Origin of the sequence: Ruegeria arenilitoris (assembly GCF_013035425.1) — a bacterium.
GTDB classification, from domain to species: domain Bacteria; phylum Pseudomonadota; class Alphaproteobacteria; order Rhodobacterales; family Rhodobacteraceae; genus Ruegeria; species Ruegeria arenilitoris_A.
In genome coordinates, this window is the sequence record NZ_WQHX01000008.1 from 199878 (window position 1) to 218608 (window position 18731).

19 protein-coding genes are annotated in these 18731 nt (G+C 52.4%); 9 read left to right on the plus strand and 10 right to left on the minus strand.

Translation table 11 applies throughout. The annotated features are described in order from the left end of the window. Positions 1-21 precede the first annotated feature (21 nt). Positions 22-1530, minus strand: a complete 1509-nt coding sequence (locus GOV45_RS19735) for a PAS-domain containing protein (protein ID WP_170481113.1) — start codon at positions 1528-1530, stop codon at positions 22-24. Between the two features lie 64 nt (positions 1531-1594). Further along, complete coding sequence (gene regB, locus GOV45_RS19740) at positions 1595-2992, minus strand: sensor histidine kinase RegB (RefSeq protein ID WP_170481116.1); 1398 nt, start codon at positions 2990-2992, stop codon at positions 1595-1597. An 89-nt stretch (positions 2993-3081) separates the two neighbouring features. On the opposite strand from regB, the gene GOV45_RS19745 reads away from it, so the two are divergent. Both GOV45_RS19745 and GOV45_RS19750 read left to right on the plus strand, forming a co-directional pair. After that, positions 3082-3702: an SCO family protein gene (locus GOV45_RS19745; RefSeq protein WP_170481119.1), complete on the plus strand. Its 621-nt coding sequence runs from the start codon at positions 3082-3084 to the stop codon at positions 3700-3702. A gap of 87 nt (positions 3703-3789) precedes the next feature. Further along, positions 3790-4344: an ActR/PrrA/RegA family redox response regulator transcription factor gene (locus GOV45_RS19750; protein WP_170481122.1), complete on the plus strand. Its 555-nt coding sequence runs from the start codon at positions 3790-3792 to the stop codon at positions 4342-4344. Between the two features lie 88 nt (positions 4345-4432). Here the strand turns inward: GOV45_RS19750 and GOV45_RS19755 are convergent, their stop codons facing one another. Both GOV45_RS19755 and GOV45_RS19760 read right to left on the minus strand, forming a co-directional pair. Then, a complete protein-coding gene (locus tag GOV45_RS19755; RefSeq protein ID WP_174823718.1) occupies positions 4433-4891 on the minus strand; it encodes a GFA family protein in 459 nt (152 codons plus the stop codon). 111 nt (positions 4892-5002) lie between these two features. Further along, positions 5003-5596, minus strand: a complete 594-nt coding sequence (locus tag GOV45_RS19760; protein WP_170481128.1) for an HD domain-containing protein — start codon at positions 5594-5596, stop codon at positions 5003-5005. Positions 5597-5803: 207 nt separating this feature from the next. On the opposite strand from GOV45_RS19760, the gene GOV45_RS19765 reads away from it, so the two are divergent. Next, positions 5804-6118: a hypothetical protein gene (locus GOV45_RS19765; protein ID WP_170481131.1), complete on the plus strand. Its 315-nt coding sequence runs from the start codon at positions 5804-5806 to the stop codon at positions 6116-6118. A 3-nt stretch (positions 6119-6121) separates the two neighbouring features. Here GOV45_RS19765 and GOV45_RS19770 read toward each other — a convergent pair whose 3' ends face one another. Further along, on the minus strand, positions 6122-7129 hold the full coding sequence (locus tag GOV45_RS19770) for a glycosyltransferase family 8 protein (RefSeq protein WP_174823719.1): 1008 nt from the start codon (positions 7127-7129) through the stop codon (positions 6122-6124). A 132-nt stretch (positions 7130-7261) separates the two neighbouring features. Here GOV45_RS19770 and ahcY point away from each other — a divergent pair, with 132 nt between their 5' ends. After that, positions 7262-8650 (plus strand): adenosylhomocysteinase, encoded by a 1389-nt coding sequence (gene ahcY / locus GOV45_RS19775; protein WP_170481134.1) that lies wholly within the window; start codon positions 7262-7264, stop codon positions 8648-8650. A gap of 55 nt (positions 8651-8705) precedes the next feature. On the opposite strand, the gene GOV45_RS19780 is transcribed toward ahcY, so the two are convergent. The 5 genes from GOV45_RS19780 to tsaD all read right to left on the minus strand — a co-directional run bounded on the left by GOV45_RS19780 (position 8706) and on the right by tsaD (position 12594). Further along, a complete protein-coding gene (locus GOV45_RS19780) occupies positions 8706-9353 on the minus strand; it encodes a DUF899 family protein (RefSeq protein ID WP_170481136.1) in 648 nt (215 codons plus the stop codon). Positions 9354-9844: 491 nt separating this feature from the next. Further along, positions 9845-10267 carry an EVE domain-containing protein gene (locus GOV45_RS19785; RefSeq protein WP_170481139.1) on the minus strand — a complete coding sequence of 141 codons (423 nt, stop codon included), beginning with the start codon at positions 10265-10267 and terminating at the stop codon, positions 9845-9847. After that, the gene (locus tag GOV45_RS19790; RefSeq protein ID WP_170481142.1) at positions 10267-10536 is read right to left on the minus strand and encodes a YciI family protein; all 270 of its coding nucleotides are present in this window, start codon (positions 10534-10536) and stop codon (positions 10267-10269) included. Before GOV45_RS19790 ends, GOV45_RS19785 begins: the two co-directional genes overlap by 1 nt. A gap of 1 nt (position 10537) precedes the next feature. Next, positions 10538-11500 (minus strand): NAD(P)H-dependent glycerol-3-phosphate dehydrogenase, encoded by a 963-nt coding sequence (locus tag GOV45_RS19795; RefSeq protein ID WP_170481145.1) that lies wholly within the window; start codon positions 11498-11500, stop codon positions 10538-10540. Then, positions 11497-12594: a tRNA (adenosine(37)-N6)-threonylcarbamoyltransferase complex transferase subunit TsaD gene (tsaD, locus tag GOV45_RS19800; protein WP_170481305.1), complete on the minus strand. Its 1098-nt coding sequence runs from the start codon at positions 12592-12594 to the stop codon at positions 11497-11499. Before tsaD ends, GOV45_RS19795 begins: the two co-directional genes overlap by 4 nt. A gap of 19 nt (positions 12595-12613) precedes the next feature. On the opposite strand from tsaD, the gene GOV45_RS19805 reads away from it, so the two are divergent. The 5 genes from GOV45_RS19805 (at position 12614) to GOV45_RS19825 (ending at position 18723) form a co-directional block, all read left to right on the plus strand. Next, positions 12614-13405, plus strand: coding sequence for a uroporphyrinogen-III synthase (locus GOV45_RS19805; RefSeq protein ID WP_254448052.1), 792 nt, complete (start codon positions 12614-12616; stop codon positions 13403-13405). A 54-nt stretch (positions 13406-13459) separates the two neighbouring features. Further along, a complete protein-coding gene (locus tag GOV45_RS19810; RefSeq protein ID WP_170481147.1) occupies positions 13460-14686 on the plus strand; it encodes a hypothetical protein in 1227 nt (408 codons plus the stop codon). Between the two features lie 10 nt (positions 14687-14696). Then, entirely contained in the window at positions 14697-16184 is a 1488-nt protein-coding gene (locus GOV45_RS19815; RefSeq protein ID WP_170481150.1) for a heme biosynthesis protein HemY, read from the plus strand. Positions 16185-16650: 466 nt separating this feature from the next. Further along, positions 16651-17751: an MHYT domain-containing protein gene (locus GOV45_RS19820; RefSeq protein WP_170481154.1), complete on the plus strand. Its 1101-nt coding sequence runs from the start codon at positions 16651-16653 to the stop codon at positions 17749-17751. Positions 17752-17889: 138 nt separating this feature from the next. Next, positions 17890-18723 carry an FAD binding domain-containing protein gene (locus GOV45_RS19825; protein ID WP_170481157.1) on the plus strand — a complete coding sequence of 278 codons (834 nt, stop codon included), beginning with the start codon at positions 17890-17892 and terminating at the stop codon, positions 18721-18723. Positions 18724-18731 lie beyond the last annotated feature (8 nt).

Genomic DNA, 18731 nt, shown 5'->3' on the forward strand with positions numbered 1-18731 from the left:
CCTGGCCCGCTGCAACCCGGTTCAGGCAATGGCTTTGTCCATAGCAACAGTCTGGTGGGTCGTCTGTTCTATTGTGAACCGAATGATGGTCGCCCCGTTTTGCAGCGGACTGACAGTACAGTTCAATCCGGTTCTGTCTCTCATTGACATTGTTGCTGACCACTGTGCACGATTATCACGCATCCCGACAAAGTCACGGATCTCACCCAACACTGGGGTAGCGTCACACAATTCCTGCCACTTACGTGTTACGTCCAGAACTGTTGCTGGCTCGAACCCCGCTTCTTCCGTCTCGCCCCACAATGTCTGATAGGCGGCGTTGGTCTGTGCCAATGTTCCGTCATTAGAAAAGACGGCGATTGCGTCCGTGAGGTTATCCAAGATGGATTGCATAAGATCCATTTCTGACCGAAATCTGCGGGTTAGCGTGATTTCGGCTGTGATGTCCTCGAATAAAAAAGCGACAGCTCCGTCAGGGTGCGGGCGACCGCTGACAGAATAGACCGAACCGGACGACAGAGACCAAGTTTCCTGATAATTTCCGTCTTGCGCGGCCTCAAGCAAGTCATTCATCTGACGCCGCCATCCGCGGTAATTCTTTGGTTCAGGCATCATGTTTTGATCACGCAATCGGTCGAAAAAGCTGGAGAGACTGGGGCGACAGCTGAGGAAGTCCGGTGACAAGGCAGTTAAGTCGGTAAGAGCGGGGTTGAACAACGCCAGCTGCCTGTTCCGGTCAAATATAGCTAACCCGATCGACAGTTGCGCGAATGTCTTTGTCATGGTCTGCACGAATTTACGCTGCGCCGCCTCGGCCTCGACAATAGCATTAACATTCGTGGCGTAATTCAATTGACCTTCTTCACTGTCTACAAGCATCAAATCGAACCAAAGCTTGTTCTCGTTGCCCTTGACCGAAACCGACACGCGGGTTTTGCTGCTCAAGTGATCTTTGCTTTGAGCCTTTGGGAAAAGCGGCTTCGTTAAGTCGGCTTCCTTTCCTCGCACTTTGCGCACCAAGGAGACGTAAGCCGAGTTGCACCATCGAACAACGTTGAATTCATCCAGCAACCAAACCGGGTAAGGTGCCTGGTCCATCGCCATTCGGGTTGGATCCGTCAGTTCACTGCGAACCAAAGTCGCACCGCTTTGTTTGTCGCGAAGTTGCACCCGGACTATACCGTCAATCCATTCACACAAAACCTCTCGGTCCATCGTGCAATCGAGCGCAGCGACGATCATGTTACCCTTGCGGCGTACGGTTTCGGATGTCTGGGGAAAGGTTGGGAAATCTCGACTTAGGAGACGGTAGAGATCCTGCCAGTTATTGACGGCCTCATACCCGGCCAATGCAATGTCCGAGTGGCTTATCAGGCGGTCGCCGTCGAATAGGAATACGGTGTCGAACAAAGAACTCCGCGTGGCCAGCCCATAGTCGTTAATCCGCGGCAATCGTCTCGGCAAAAGCCATTGCAGCGCGAAACCCGCCGACACCAAACTGATCGCGGCCAGAATGATCCAGTCAGCCATGGAGTTGACATCCTTTGAGCCCAAAGGCCCCTCTATGAATGTCAAAGGTTAATGATACCCTAATTTATATCTGAAACGGTTGATTGGCGCCGGATGGCACAGGTGAGTCGCCCGTTTGTGCGTCTATCAGCCTACGCGGCCAAATAACCTGAACAATGGCGCCACGCCGCTCTGGGTCGTTGGTCAGATTTTGATAAGGGTCGGCGCCGTTGGCAAACTTTAAATCAGCGCCACTTCTTTCCAAGAGGGTTTTCGCAATGAACAACCCCAAACCCATGCCCTCATATTCCGGGCGGGTAGTTCGATCTGACTCGGAACGCCGTCTCCGCATAAACGGATCGCCAATCCGCCCGATTATGTGAGAGGGATACCCGCGACCGTCATCCATAATCGATATCATGATCCAATTCGTTGTCCATTCCGCCTCGACCCAGACATTTGTTTGCGCGAAATCAACGGCGTTCTGGATCAAGTTTCGCAGACCATGGATGATTTCCGGTTTGCGCAGAATTGCGGGTTGTTGGACATCTGCATCCCCAGCGGGACCTTCGCGAAAATGAATCGATTTGCCCCTGTTTACATGCGGCTCCGCCGCTTCGTGTATGACCGCAGAAAGCGGGGCTTGCCGCAGATGCAGATCGTCTTTCCCTGCCCTGCCCATGTCTCTGAGGATGTCGCGACACCGATTTGCCTGTTCGCGGATCAGCGCTGCGTCTTCCTTCAGGTCGGGACGATCTTCGAGCTCTTCCAATAACTCTGAACTGGCTAACTTAATCGTGGCAAGCGGCGTACCCAATTCGTGTGCGGCGGCCGCCACGACACCGCCCAGATCGGTCAGTTTTTGTTCGCGGGCAAGGGCCATGTGGGTGGCTGACAAAGCCTCGGACATGGATTGCACCTCTGAGCTGACGCGGTGCGAGTAGGCCCCGAGGAAAACAATAGCAATCACAATCGCGGACCAATTACCGAATAAAAGGATGTCGGGCATATCTAAAACCAGCCCAACATTGGTGCGCAATGGTAAATGGAATTGCGCCAGCAGAGTTGTCAGAACGATTGCTACTGCCCCGACGATCAGAGTTGAGCGTGTGCTCATTACATTGGCCGAGATTGTAACGGGACCCACCAGAAGCAAGGCAAATGGATTGTTCAGTCCGCCCGTCAGATACAAAAGAAAAGACAATTGCAGCAGATCGAAAAGCACCATCAGGAAATTTTCGAATTCAGACAGGCGTTTGTTTTCTGGAAAAAGAAGGATTGCCGTCAGGTTACCCATAACCGATACGCCAACCGCGAAATAGCACAAACCAAGCTCAAGCTGAACATGATAGGTGTGTTGGGCTACCGTGATCGCCGTGACCTGGCCAATAATAGCAACCCAACGCAGCAAAATCAGTGTCCGCAGGCGGATCCAACTACTGCGTTCCTGCCCGCGCCAAAGACTGATGCTGGAATTTGCCATTGGTCAATTATGTCCTGTTGCGTCGGATGCTTATCTTGATAGGTGTCCCGGTTGAAACGATCAACAACCCTTGAATCAGGATAATTGCCATGATCCGCCTTTACGCAATACTTGCAGCCGTCGTACTGGCCGTTGGATTAGGAGCCATGTGGTTGCTGACGACAGGGGGGAAAGGGGATGACAAATTCGCTCAATGCCGTACTAGCCAGATAGCTGGCGGCGCTGCAGCAATAGGCGGCCCATTTCAACTGATCAACGCCAAAGGCGAAACGGTGTCCGATACTGACGTGATCACAGAGCCTACCCTTGTTTACTTTGGCTATACTTTCTGTCCTGATGTCTGCCCATTTGACATGTCCCGTAATGCCGAGGCCGTTGATATTCTGGCGGAACGCGGCTTTTCGGTGACGCCGCTTTTCATTTCGATTGATCCAGATCGCGATACGCCTGAGGTGATCGGAGACTACGCATTCAATCTCCATGAACGTATGATTGCGTTGACCGGATCACCTGAACAGGTAAAGGCCGCTAGCCAAGCATATAAGACTTACTACAAAGCTCATGACAAAAGCGACGAGTATTATCTGGTCGACCATTCGACCTTTACTTATCTTGTTACCCCACAGGACGGGTTTATTGAGTTTTTTAACCGCAACGATACAGCAGAACAGATGGCTGAAAAGGTCAGCTGTTTTCTAGAAAAAATGTGATTTTCAGCGGCTAGTTTGACCTTTGTCATGGCGCTGCTATTACTCATAATTAAGCCAATTGGCGTGAAATAGCGGAAAGACCCTAATATGGCAGACAGTTCCGAGCTTGACATCGGCCCCGACAAATCCTTGCTTTTGGTAGACGATGACGAGCCTTTTCTGAGACGTTTGGCCAAGGCCATGGAGAAACGAGGCTTTGAAATCGAGACTGCTGGCTCGGTTGCAGCTGGCCGCGCCATTGCGACGGCACGGCCTCCTGCCTACGCGGTAGTTGATCTACGATTGGAGGATGGAAACGGCCTGGATGTCGTGGAAGTTCTGCGAGAAAAGCGGCCCGATTGCAGGGTGGTAGTCTTGACTGGATACGGCGCCATTGCGACCGCTGTGGCCGCGGTAAAGATTGGAGCCACAGATTACCTGTCAAAACCTGCCGATGCCACCGACGTCATGAATGCTTTGCTGGCCAAAGGTGATGAGTTGCCTCCACCGCCTGAAAACCCCATGAGCGCCGATCGGGTACGTTGGGAACATATCCAGCGCGTTTATGAGCTATGTGATCGGAACGTCAGCGAGACAGCGCGGCGTTTGAACATGCACCGTAGGACGTTGCAGCGGATTCTGGCAAAGCGCAGCCCACGTTAGTACAGTCTTTTTGGCATAGCCTTCATTTGAGTCGCTATCAACGTGACCATTCCTGAGTGCGCGGCTGCCTTCGAAAAATACCAAACGGTCAATCTTGATAATCGCTAAGATCTTCCGGCGCATGTAACAATGTGCTCTCGTGCTTTTTTAGGTCATCGAGCATATTGAGCCATGGCAATTTGCTATGATAGTTGACGTGAAAAGTCGGTTCAAAATCCTCGGGGTTTTCCATCGAAGCCGCGTAAAGGTGCATTCCCCCTTTGTAGTGTTGTGCTTCGAAACCTAGCGGTGAACCGCAATCGGCGCAGAAATGTCTGTATACGCCTTTGGAGCTTTCGAAGGTTTTTGGGGTTTTTCCGGTCCACCTAAAGTTTTTCAAGGGAACGCCGAGCCATGCAACGACAGGGGCCGCGCAATTTCTGCGGCAGTCGTTACAATGGCAATAACAGCCCCAAGAAATTTCTTCGACAAATTCCCAACTGGTTTTCTTGCAAAGGCAATGGCCCCTGGTGGTCATCCGATGCTCCATTTTTTGTTGATAAAGCATCCCATGATTTACTTAATTCGACGCCGCCAAACAGACGTCTAGTTGCCAGATTGCGACATTGGGTCAAAGGTCTTTGTTGGCTTCAAGCCGACGGTGGAGTAATTTGATTTGCTAGAGGGACGCGATCAACTGTTTGTGTCGTTCCATATATGCCCGCCGCACTTCGATTGGCGGACGCAGTTTGATCAGCGATCCTTCAATAATTGCCTTGTCCGGGCGGCCGAAGAATTTTGTGGCCTCGGCTTCAGAAAACCCCGCGATCTGGGTGGCTTCCATCCAGGCGCTGATTTTGTCAGCCTTTTTAATTTGCGCTTTGATAGTTTTTGGAACCGACGCAGGCAGGCCGAACCGGATGTGAATTGCCGTGGCAAGTCGGTCGTCCAGCTCGCCGTATCCCGGTCCGACGGCTGACTTTACTGGCGAAATCATATCCCCGATCACATACTCCGGCGCATCGTGCAACAATGCGGCCAACTTCCATTTGACTGGGGAATTGGGGGCGATGCGACTAAAAAGTTCTTCGACCAGCAGGGAGTGTTCAGCTACGGAATAAGCAAAATCACCATGTGTTTGGCCATTCCATCGTGCAACAAATGCCAACCCATGGGCGATATCTTCGATCTCGATGTCCACCGGTGTGGGGTCCAGCAAATCCAACCTGCGACCTGACAGCATCCTTTGCCATGCTCTTGGTTGTGTTGCCATTCTGCCATGCCCCTTGATGTCCGACGCGCAAGCCCGGTGTTTTTATGATATGATGTACCTGTCTGGATCACTGGCTGCCAACTATTTCTTGAGCATTCGTGCTTTGAATTGGCGCGATATGATCCCGACATAATGGACTGAGGGGGGCGCAGGCTCCTCCCGGTTGCGCCCCTCTCGAAACGAAACACGTATCGAAAGGAGCATTATATGTTCAAGCGTTTGTTTGGAATTGTCCTGACTTTCGGAATGGCCGCCGCAGCGCCTCCGGCTTTTGCCCAAAATTGTGCAGAGCGCGAGCATCTCATAACCAAACTGCAGAACAGCTACTCAGAGAAGTTGGCCTTTGGAGGGTTGCAAAAGACGCGTGGTGCGCAATCAGTTATGGAAGTATGGACTTCGGAAGAAACCGGAAGTTACACGGTCTTGGTGACCCATGCGAATGGCATTAGTTGCATAGTCGCAGTCGGCACCGACTTTTTTGAAGCCACCAGCAAAGAAACGCCCGACGGCATCCCTAGCTGATTTTTAGTGACCCGTATTCGACATGACGTTGTTTGTGATCACTTCAAAATCATTTTTGAATTTGCCTAGATAACGTTGGGTCCTTGATGCTGAAAGAAGATGTTTTATCAAATTTTTGCGCATCTTTGTGCTATTCAGGGCCATTGGCCCATTATTCTTCCGAAATATATTTTCATCGGGAAAATGCACATCGGAGAACGCTTTCATAGTCCTCGCAAAGCGTGGACTAAGCTCGCCTCTTGGATCTTTCCAAGGTTTGGTCTTGCCAATGAAATGAACTAAATGCGGTTCGATCTGCATGGCAAAGAGCTGCGAAGACCACGTAAACTGCCAATTCCACATCGGGCTTATTTCTGCCCAATCCCCTTGTAAAACCGCGTTATACAGGTTTTGGTCATGGCGGATCATAACGTCGGCTTTTGCCTTGCCCAGTTCCAGGCATTTTTTTAGCAAGCCCTGATTGTTGTAACGATTTACATCCATCAGTATCACACCGGCATTGAAGTATGGCGCCGAGCGCAGCGCTAAAATTCTGAACTGTTTAGGTTTTCGACCAGGCGTACGCCACTGAGTGTTATCGCGTACCGCTGCAATTGGGTGTGGTGCAATGTCCACGTCCATCAAAGCGCTAAAGTTTCCGCCTTGGACAAAAATATCGCTGTCCAGATACAAAATGCGATCATATTCGGCGGAAAATGCTGGGGGCAGTGCAAGGCGCAGATAAACATCATGACTTTTGCCGGGATCAAGCCTAAGACCCTGAAAAAGGTTTCCTGTATCCACGTGACAGAGCCGAATGTTCAGATGTTCAAGTGACTTTGGAATTTCAACCGGTCGCTCACCATAGCAGATGCAAATATCGAAATCTCGATTCGAATGTAGCGAAGCGATCTGGGATGCCGCATGGGCAGCAAAGACCAAGTAATTTTGGTCGCAGCAGAAAATGATTGCTTTGCGAAACTGAGCAGGTACAGACGCCGTTATATTTATATGTTTAATGTCTTGTTCCATAAGGACATCTGCGACCGTGACGTGATTAGAATTCGCTAATTTTAATATATGCGAAGCTATCCAATCGGATTCGCATTGCGAGACCATGATGTCAATGTTAGATGCCTCGGTCAGGTTATACGGAGGCGTGCCATGGGCAATGACTACGAAGTAAAAGACATTTCGCTGGCTGAGTTTGGCCGAAAAGAGCTGGATATTGCTGAAACAGAGATGCCTGGCCTTATGGCGCTGCGCGCTGAATACGGCGATCAGAAACCCTTGAAGGGCGCACGGATAGTTGGTTCGTTGCACATGACGATTCAAACTGCGGTACTGATCGAAACGCTCGTCGCGCTTGGGGCCGACGTGCGCTGGGCGTCGTGCAACATATTTTCGACACAGGACCATGCCGCAGCCGCGATAGCAGCAGCAGGCATACCAGTGTTTGCCATCAAAGGCCAAACGCTTGAAGAGCACTGGGATTACCTGGACAAATCGTTCTTGTTCGAAGAAGGCCCAAACATGATCCTGGACGATGGCGGTGACGCGACATTGTACATTCTTTTGGGCGCGCGGGCGGAGGCAGGCGAAGAAATTATCGCTGTTCCAAGCTCAGAAGAGGAAGAGGTGATCAAGAAGCAGATCGCCAAACGGATGGCAGCGTCCCCGGGTTGGTTTGCTAAGATGCGCGACCAGATTCAGGGTGTTTCTGAGGAAACCACCACCGGCGTGAACCGACTGTATCAGCTTTTCAAAGACGGCCATCTTCCCTTCCCGGCAATTAACGTAAATGACTCGGTAACAAAGTCGAAGTTCGACAACAAATACGGTTGCAAGGAATCGCTGGTTGACGGTATCCGCCGCGCCACAGACACAATGATGGCTGGTAAGGTCGCCGTAGTTTGTGGTTATGGGGATGTTGGCAAAGGATCTGCCGCGTCGTTGCGCGGTGCAGGTGCCCGCGTTAAAGTAACTGAGGTGGATCCGATCTGCGCCTTGCAAGCCGCGATGGACGGTTTCGAAGTTACCCTGCTGGAGGACGAAATTGACAGCGCCGATATCTTCATTACGACCACGGGAAACAAGGACGTAATCCGCATCGAACATATGCGTGAGATGAAGGATATGGCCATTGTCGGCAATATTGGCCACTTCGATAACGAAATTCAGGTCGCCAATTTACGCAACCACAAATGGACCAACATCAAAGAACAGGTAGACATGATCGAAATGCCTTCTGGCAACCGTATCATTCTGCTGTCCGAGGGTCGCCTTTTGAACCTTGGAAACGCGACCGGCCACCCCTCTTTTGTGATGTCTGCATCGTTTACCAACCAGGTTTTGGCGCAGATAGAGCTATTTACCAAGGGCGACCAGTACGAGAACAAAGTCTATATCCTGCCCAAGCATCTGGACGAGAAAGTCGCCCGGCTTCACTTGGATAGGATTGGTGTGAAGTTGACTCAGATGGATAATGAACAGGCAGCTTATATCGGCGTGAAACCAGAAGGCCCGTATAAGCCTGAGCACTACCGCTACTGATAAATAGTTATCCGAAATAGACGGCGGCTGACTTGGCCGCCGTTACAAATCAACATCATCGTAGCGAGGGAAAAAATTCGCCTCGGCCGCCTGGCGTGAAGTCGAGGATGTTCCAAAGCGACCACGCCGAGTCCACGTGACGTGGATGCCAATCGCTGGGCTCGAAGAAAAGTTCAGAACTCCAAAAGTGGCGTATGCCGTCGTTACCGCGCTGAAAGATGTTCAGGATCGGCAGTTGGCTCCCATCCTGAGTTTCTGCCAGATAATCGCGTTGATAGTCAGTACCTTTTGCGGAAAATAGCGATAATTCGCTCCAACCCATTCGAGATTTAAGTTCAACTAACTTTTCCGCCGTGTTTTGAGCGACAATCGCTAAGCTTATCTTTTGTGAGATATGCGCGATCTGACCATTCAGCCCGTCAAGAAAAGCTGAACACATTGGACAAGGCGCGTCAGCGGTTGGTCCGTACATCAGCGAGTAGATAGCAAGAGTGTCATGCGAACCAAATAGTGTCGACATTGGCGCAGTCTCACCTTTCTCGGTCCGAAACACATAATCCGAAGGAACTGCTCCGCCCTTTGGCAGGTTGCGACGCAGTTTCGCGACATTTTCTATTTGAGACCTCAAATCGGCTTCGGCCGCGAGCAAGGCGTTTCGAGCGGATCGGTATTCGGGGCTTTCATTTGGAAGCGTAACTGGCATGACTACCTCTCTGGGCATGGCAGGATTTTTAATTTAACTTTTATGTTAAATAATTGATGAAGAATATTCAAGCCTGACCCAAAAACAGTTTTCTTGAATGATTAAACTTTTTTCCCATTCGAGAAAATTTCCCTAGGAACAAATAAGAATTTGAAAAATATATTAAATTTGAACGCACCCCCAAAAAAAGTGAATGGAATCTGACCTTTGGAAAAATTTTTAGCGTTGGTCCATCGAATTTCCACTAGTCACGGAACCAAAGATTTCCCTCTCGGCAGTAACAGAAAATAGCCGAACTAATGCTGACAAAAGCAGGCTGAAAATTGAATTTTAGTGAATTCTTACGGATTTGTTGTTTGTGCCTTTAGCCGTTGATCAGCTAAGGTCAGAACATGACCAGGACGGTCAGAACCAGAATAATCCAATCGCGTGTGGTGACTCGGGAGCGCGCGGGGGTAGGGAAGGTTCTGAAAGTTCAGGATCTTCCCTTTTTAATCAGCCAGAGTTTGACCAAGGTTGCAAATTACAGCCCACTCGGAACCAGTCACGGGCTGCACAGAAAGTCGCGAGTTTTTAACCAAAACCATCTCAGATAGCCGTCCATCGGCTTTAATCTGGTCTAATGTCACTGGCGCAACGAATGGTCGGACTGCTTTTATGTCCACACACTCCCAGCGCTCGTCATCGGTTGTGCTGTCCGGATGCGCTTGGGCGCAGACTTCAACAATCCCGACAATCGCCTTGTCTTTTTGCGAGTGGTAAAAAAAACCGCGGTCGCCAACATGCATTTGACGCATAAAGTTCCGCGCCTGATAATTTCGAACGCCATCCCATTCCTCACCAGAATCGCCTTTGGCGACCTGTTGATCCCAACTCCACGTCGAAGGCTCGGATTTGAATAGCCAGTATGCCATCAGCCTATCACCTTTTTCCATGGGACTAGCTCTACGGAATAAAACAACCCAGCCTTGGCATAAGGATCGTTGTCGGCCCACGTCTTCGCAGCATCCATATCTTCCACATCCAAAATGATCAGCGAACCAATCATAGCATCGCCGTCCAACAACGGGCCAGCCTGGGAAACAACTCCTGTTTCTTCAATATACGACAGGTGAGCCGAACGGTTATCAAGGCGGGTTTGCAACGCGCCCTCTTTGTCACGGGCGATCAACGCAATTAGCATCCTATTCCTCCTTGAGTGGGCGACTAAGCAGAGCGCCAATCGCGTCGTTTACACTGTATTTTCCGATACTAAGCTCTGCCACCGTTTGGCTTATCGGCATTTCCAGCGCTTCGGTCCGTGCGATTTCCGCAACTGCGGTCGCTGTGGCTACACCTTCGACTGTAGTTGATTGGTCGAAGGGTCGATCCTGACCCAAACACAGTCCAAAACGGTAATTTCTAGACAGTTCCGACGAACAGGTCAAAACCAAATCACCTAGTCCGGACAAGCCCATCAATGTTTCAGACCTTGCGCCACGCATCAACGCAAAGCGCAGCATTTCAGCAAACCCTCTTGTCATTAGCGCCGCTCGCGCACTGTCGCCCAGACCTGCTCCGATGGAAGCGCCACAGGCTATGGCTATCACGTTCTTTAGGGCGCCCCCAAGTTCTGCGCCGATCAAATCGTTGGTGCGGTACAGGCGCAAATTGGACGTAGTTAGGTCGGTCTGCAGGTTTTTCCCAAGGTTCTTGTCCGCGCAAGCCAAAGTCAGCGCCGTAGGTAGACCGCGCGCGATGTCGTCTGCAAAACTTGGTCCGGTCAGAAGGGCAGCGCAGGAATTGGGTGTTACTTGCTTGATAATAGATATCGGACCGACCCCGGTAGCCAATTCTATTCCCTTGCAACAGGCCACCAGTGTCTTGCCATCCAGTGCAGAGGCTTGTTCAACTAAGGCTTCCCGCATTTTTTGCATTGGAACAGCTAATAGGACGACGTCGGAAAGGGCAGCTTTCTCTATGTCAGCAGTTACATCGATTTCCGAGGGAAGGCGCACGCCGGGCAAATGGGATTTGTTTTCCCGTTCCAATAGCATTGTCTGAGCTTGTTCGTTATTGCGCGACCAAAGGGTGACCTGCCCATTCTCAGCAAGTGAAACCGCCAATGCGGTTCCAAATGCACCTGATCCCAGGATTGAAATGCTCACGCCTTAGCACCTTTTTTGCCACCGCCCAAAATCGAAGGGCTGTTCTGATCCAGTGGCCAACGGGGCCGAGCGGAAAGCTCCATTCCATCTCTGGCGCCAAGGCGAAATCGCTCCAACCCAGCGAATGCAATCATGGCAGCGTTATCAGTGCAAAGGCTCAACGGCGGGGCAATGAATTTTGCACCAGCCTCCACAGCAACAGTCTCTAAACGAGCGCGAATCGCTAAATTCGCTGCCACTCCTCCGGCCACCGCTATGACCGGCTCTGGTGGACTCTCAGCCATGTATAATGCAATGGCCCTTCGGGTTTTTTCCGACAGAGTTTCCACTACAGCTTGTTGAAATCCGGCGCATAGATCTGCGCGGTCGCTTCGCATCAAACCGCCCCTTTCAAGAACGACCAGATCGCGCAAACGCAACAAGGCCGTCTTAAGGCCAGAGAAAGAAAGATCACAACATGGTCGATCCAGCAGAGGACGCGGAAAATGGAAACGGTTTGGATTTCCCGCCCGAGCCTCAGCCTCTACGCTTGGGCCTCCGGGTTGAGGCAGTCCCAGCAACCGCGCGGTTTTGTCGAAGGCTTCGCCGGGTGCGTCGTCGATTGTTCCGCCCAACCGGGTAAATTCTTCGGGCCCACTGGCAATCAGGTACTGGCAATGCCCGCCTGAAACCAAAAGCATCAGATAAGGAAAGGCAATCTTGTCGGTCAGGCGGGGCGTTAGCGCATGGCCCGCAAGATGGTTAACGCCGATCAAGGGCAGGCCGGACGCCGCGCTTAGACCTTTAGCGCACATCACGCCTGACATAACCCCACCTATCAGGCCGGGTCCTGCTGTAACAGCTATGGCATCCATGTCCCGCAAACTCAGCCCCGCAGTGTCCAGTGCCTGTTTTACGCAGATGTCTAACTTTTCCGTGTGCGCCCGGGCAGCGATTTCTGGCACTACGCCGCCGAATGCACTGTGAAGCTCGGTCTGGCCATGCACGATGGAAGATAAAATTTCCGCAGGCTCGAAGTCAGTTTGGCGCACGACAGCGGCAGCTGTATCATCACAGCTGCTTTCCAATCCAAGGACGGTAAGTGTTTGCACCATTGACCTGATCCGTTGCATCATGATTTCAAAGCGGGGTAGCACCCTGCGCGGACGCAAACAATCCCAAGGCCGAAGGCGCCGCCTGTTGTACCTTTTGATGACCCGCCCTCGCGCCGCCTCGGAGAGGTTCGTTGCGCAGCTTCCGACCCGCGCCAGATCGCGTGTCACTGTGATTCATTCCCCTTTACTTGAGATACGGCCGCTTGAGGTTCAAGTGGCGACAAAAGGAATTCGGGGTTTGATCTTCACATCGGCAAACTCGGTGAATGCAGCGGTATCCTTGGGGGTGGACCGAAAACTACCTGCGTATTGCGTTGGGCCTGCCACCACTGGAACTGCAAAAGGCGCGGGATGGATGGCCCGGATGGTTGGCGCGACGGCTGAGGAACTGGTGGCAAACCTGTTACAACTTAGACCCGAAAGCCCACTTTTGCATCTGCGCGGGGAACACAGCCGCGGCAATGTCGCCGAACGCCTAACCGAACTAGGCCTGACCACGTTCGAACAGCCGGTCTATAGACAAAGGCTCCTGCCGCTCACCCCCCAGGCCGAACAAGCTGCCCTTGGTGACGCACCCGTTTTAGCGCCGATATTTTCGCCACGGACCGCGCGACAATTTGCCGACGTCTGGGAAGGTTCTGCGCCTTTATGGTTGGCCGCTATTAGCGAAGCGACGGCCGACCCCCTTAGAACGTTGACGTTCCGGCGCCTGAAGATTGCTAAAGAACCCACGCCCAAGAAGATGAGTAAGGCCGTCAAAAAACTTGTGAAACATGCCTTGCGGGTTGAGGGTGCGGCTGGCGCGGATTAACTTGGGTGCGTCTGTAGTTCGGGTGTTTTTAGAATCGATAAGGGGATTGTGACGGTGGCTGGTAAAAAGAAGACTGATCAGGAACCACTGGAAGACCCCAATTTAGAAGAGCGATTGGAAGTTGATCCATCGGCTTCTGATCTTGCAGCGGACGATCAGTCGATTGACAACCAAGAGAACCCGGAAGAAATCACTTCCGAAGCCGAAGCCGAAGCCGAAGCCGAAGCCGAAGCCGAAGCCGAAGCCGAAGCCGAAGCCGAAGCCGAAGCCGAAGCCGTTGAGGAAAAGACCATTGAGCGCCCCGTTGAAAGACGAGGCGGGTTTGTTCCTGCGCTGATTGGTGGCGTGATCGCGGCGGCGATAGGGTTCGTCGCTGGGCGCGGAGATTTTTTGCCCGGTGGTTCAGATCCGACAGACGCGATTGCGACGCTTGAATCGAAATTGCAGGACCAATCCGCTCAAATAGAAAAGCTTTCTGGCGCACTGACCGACGGTTCGGAAGTGTCCGCTCTAAAGGATCAGTTGACGGCTCTGACCGCTAAATTGCCACCAATTGAAGCCGATCTAGACAGCGCAAAATCCAATATCGACGAACTGAATAGCAAGTTAGATCCTTTGGCAGACCGTTTGGCCGAAATGGAGAAACGACCAATCACCCAAGGTGCCTCGGCCGAAGCAGTTGCCGCTTATGAGGCAGAGCTCAAAAAGCTGCAGCAATCGCTTGCAGCGCAAAGGGCGGAAGTCGAAAAGATGGTTTTGGACGCCCAGGCCCTAGAAGCAAAAGCGGCCGCTGAAGCACGTGCAGCCACCAACACGGCAACGTTGACCCGGCTAAAAGGAAAACTGGATACCGGACAACCTTATACGGATTTAGTTACCGAACTTCAGTCGGGGGGGTTGACGGTACCGGATGCACTGATTGCGACTGCTGAAAAAGGTGTGGCAACTACCTCAACGTTAAACGCTTCATTCCCTCCGGCGGCCCGAAAGGCGCTGGCGGATGCGCGCGATGCGGAAAAGGGCACTGGTTTGGTCGCATTTTTGCAGCGTCAGACGGGTGCACGGTCGGTAACGCCACAGGATGGGGACGACCCGGATGCAATTCTTTCGCGCGCGCAGGCGGCACTCTCAAATGGAGATGTTTCTGCCGCCCTAAGCGAACTTGAATCCCTGCCTGAATCGGCTCGAAGCGCGATGGCGGGTTGGGAAGAGGCCGCTCAGACCAGAGTTGCCGCAGTGGACGCCGCAAATACGCTTGCTTCAAGCGTAAACTCGAACTGAAGGACCTGCCATGCTTTGGTCACTGTTAAAGATCCTTGTTTTTGTTGCGATTATCGGCTTGCTGGCCATAGGTGCTGGGTTTCTGATGGAATCCAGCGGAGGCGTGCAAGTCACCGTGGCAGGTACGGAGTACACGCTAGGGCCCCTGCAATCAGTCATCGCGCTGTGCCTTCTTGTTTTTGCGGTCTGGCTGTTCTTCAAATTGCTTAACTTGCTGATTGCGACCCTGAAATTCCTTAACGGAGATGAAACTGCTTTGTCGCGATACTTCGACCGCAGTCGGGAACAGCGTGGTTATCAAGCTTTGTCTGATGGAATGATGGCGCTTGCCTCGGGCGAGGGTCGGGCAGCTATAACAAAAGCGCAAAAAGCGGAACGCCTGCTGAACAAGCCTGAATTGACCAATTTGCTGGTTGCGCAAGCTGCCGAAATGAACGGAGATACCAAGAAAGCCTCAGAGACGTACAAGAAGCTGGTTCAAAACAATGCGACCCGTTTTGTCGGCGTGCGGGGTATTATGAAACAGAAACTGGCTGAAGGCGACGACGAAACCGCCCGAAAACTGGCGGAAAAGGCACTTGCTTTGAAACCCCGCCATGAAGAGACACAAGACGTCCTGTTGAACCTGCAGACCAAGGCGCAAGACTGGGCAGGTGCCCGCTCGACGCTGACTTCCAAGCTAAAGGCCGGGTATTTGCCTCGGGATGTCTTTAAACGGCGCGATGCGATTCTGGCTCTTTCCGAAGCTAAGGATATTCTGGACGACTCTGCATCGGTAGAACAGCAGGAACACGCAATTGAGGCCAATCGGCTTTCACCAGACTTAGTTCCCGCCGCTGCAATGGCTGCGCGGGCTTATATCGAAAAGGGCAAACCGCGTTCTGCATCGAAGATCTTAAAAAAAGCGTGGGAGGTTCAGCCCCATCCTGACCTTGCCCATGCATTTGCGGAGATTGAACCAGATGAAACCCCGGAGCAACGCATCAAGCGGTTCACAGCCCTTACCCGGGTCCATCCTCAGGATCCCGAGACTCGTTTAATTTTGGCCGAGTTGAATATTGTTGCCGAGGACTTCCCGGAAGCCCGGCGCGCGTTGGGCGACCTGATTGAAAATCAAGCAGACGCCCGGGGCTACACCCTGATGGCTGCAATCGAACGGGGAGAGGGTGCGTCGGATGCGGTCGTGCAGGGTTGGCTTGCAAAGGCGCTGAACGCTCCTCGTGGTCCGCAGTGGGTTTGCAACAACTGCCATGACATTCAGCCAGAGTGGGGACCTGTTTGTCAAAACTGCAACAGCTTTGACACGCTCAGCTGGCAAACTCCGCAAACGCCAGAAATTGCCACAGCGACAGGTGTTCACATGTTGCCCCTAATCGTTGGGGCGATTGAGGACCAGCCTGAACCGGAGCCTGAGGAAGCGCGCGAGGATGACGAACCCGAGGTCGATGAGGTGATTGAAGCGAATGCTGAGCTGGTTGAGGCCGAGAAGCAGTCCTGACCTGTGCTAATGTTTTGACGAACCAGCTTGCATAACGCTGCGTGGCCGGCGAGTTTCTTTCGCTTCACTCATTGCTTTGGTGAATCTACCTGACCGAGACTTTTTGAAATGGTTGGGGCGCCAATCGAACGAGAATAGCAAACGGGTCCGCAGAAACGAGGCAAGGCATATTCAGATCTTATTCTGTAAATACTAGATCGCTGCGGTTAACTGCTTCGGCTACGAAATACAAACTGCAAAACAAAACATTCTCGTTCTGTATTTTCTTTAATTTTTGAGTGAAGTGAAAGCGGAGAAGCTCTTTTCGGCTTTCTGAAACGCGCTGCGATCGCAGCAGTTCCGTCATAGTGACAACCAGGTTCGGGATCGCTCGCGAAGCCGTAAGTCCGCCACACAATGACGGTGCCCAATTGTCGCATTCAAATCTGTTTGTTAACGTCCCTCACTAAGGGGGGTGTAAGCCCGTATGTTGGACTACTCACATAACGCCATTTTGGTGGTGGCGTCGCTTGGCGTTGCATTGATGGCCGGGTTCACTGGGCTGTATTTGACGCATGGCGCGAACAGGCTGGACAGCCAAAGGCGCAAGTTTGTCGTCGCGCTGGCTGCGGTCATCCTGGGCGGTGGTATCTGGTCCATGCATTTCGTTGCGATGCTAGGTCTGCAATTACCAATCTTGTTTTACTACGACGCGCTTGTCACACTGATTTCGGCGTTGGTTGCCATTCTGATGGTTGGCCTCGCACTTTTGCTGCTTCATTTTCGGCGGCGCACGATGCAAACAATCGTTGGCGCGGGTGTCATTGTCGGCATGGGGATCGTCGTGATGCATTACGTCGGCATGGCCGGAATGCAACTGTGTCGTCCGGTCTACAGTATTTGGGATGTTGCAATCTCGACTGTCGCGTCGGTCGTCCTGTCTGTGCTGGCGATATGGGTTGCTTATGATAACCGCACACAGCGCAATATTTTGCTGGGGACCGTTTGTTTCGGGGTCGCGGTTTTCACCATGCATTTTGTTGCAACTGGATTGACTGATTTTGTCGTCAGTGACGATCCCAGCGGCGCCGGACCAGAGTTAAATAATCAGGTCCTGGCGATGGGAGTCACGGTTTCAGTATTCTTAATTTGCTCGGCATTTTTGTTAACCGGCATCACCTTCATTGGCCCAAGCCAGGAGGCTGAACCCGCCGGAGACTCCGAGCCTGCGCATGAGCCAGAATTATCGGTTTTGCGCGCGGGCGTTCCGTTCGAGCGGGAGGGTCAGACTTTCTTTGCTGAACCCTCCCGTATCGCCGCAATTCGCGCCGAAGGCCACTACACCATCCTTTACATGGATTCTGAAAAATTATTTTGTCCGTGGTCAATTACTGAGGCTGAAACACGCCTTTTATCGGACGGCTTTCTGCGGGCGCATCGCAGCTATTTGGTTAATCCAAAACATGTGTCGTGTTTCGAGCGTCACAAGGACAACGGAACCTGTTATTTTGACGGTGTCGAGGTGTTGACAAAGGTTCCAGTGAGTCGCTCACGCCTAGCGGATATTCGCAGCGCGTTGGGATTGTGATCGCAACTCGTGCAGCCCATTCGCATTTCGTGAAACAGACGGCGTCCCCTGTTCTCGTGTGCTGGAACGTATAAGCCATTAAGCTTTTTCCTTACTCTAGGGAGTTTAAGGCGTTTTGCCGTACCCAGGGAGGAAAACATGATACCAGCCGGTTTTGAGTACCACCGGCCAGGCGACATTGCCTCGGCTATTGGCATTCTACAGGAACACGGAGACGAAGCTCGCGTCATAGCTGGCGGGCACAGCCTTATTCCGATGATGAAACTGCGAATGGCAGAAATGGGCCATCTCGTTGATCTTCAGGCGATCGACGAACTCAAAGGGATAGAAGTGGGTGCCGAGTCAGTTACGCTTGGCGCGATGGTAACCCAGCATGAGTTGATAACTCATGAAGGTCTGGCATCCGCCATTCCATTGATACGCGATGCCGCGCTCCAGATCGCGGACCCTCAGGTGCGCTACATGGGAACGGTTGGTGGAAACGTAGCCAACGGTGATCCGGGCAACGACATGCCGGGATTGATGCAGTGTTTGGACGCAACGTTTGAACTCAAGGGCCCCGACGGAACACGTAACGTAGCAGCGCGTGACTTTTACGAAGCTGCATATTTTACCGCGCGCGAGGACGAGGAAATTCTGACGCGTATTTCGATTCCTATACCGGGCGCAGGTGTCGGCCAAGCCTACGAAAAGCAGAAGCGCAAGATTGGAGATTATGCCACAGCTGCGGCGGCGGTCTTGGTCGGTAATGGCAAAGCCTCGGTCGCCATGACCAATTTGTCCGACACTCCGATCTGGTCTGCAGAAGCCAGCAACGCACTTGCCGGGGGCGACGTCGACGGTAGCGTCAGCGCGATGCTCGATGCAATTGACCCTGTCGCCGACAACCGCGGACCTGTGGATTTCAAAAAACACGTAGCTGCTGTGATGTTGCGCCGCGCCATTGGCCGGGCGCAAACCCGCGCGGGCTGAGGGGAGTT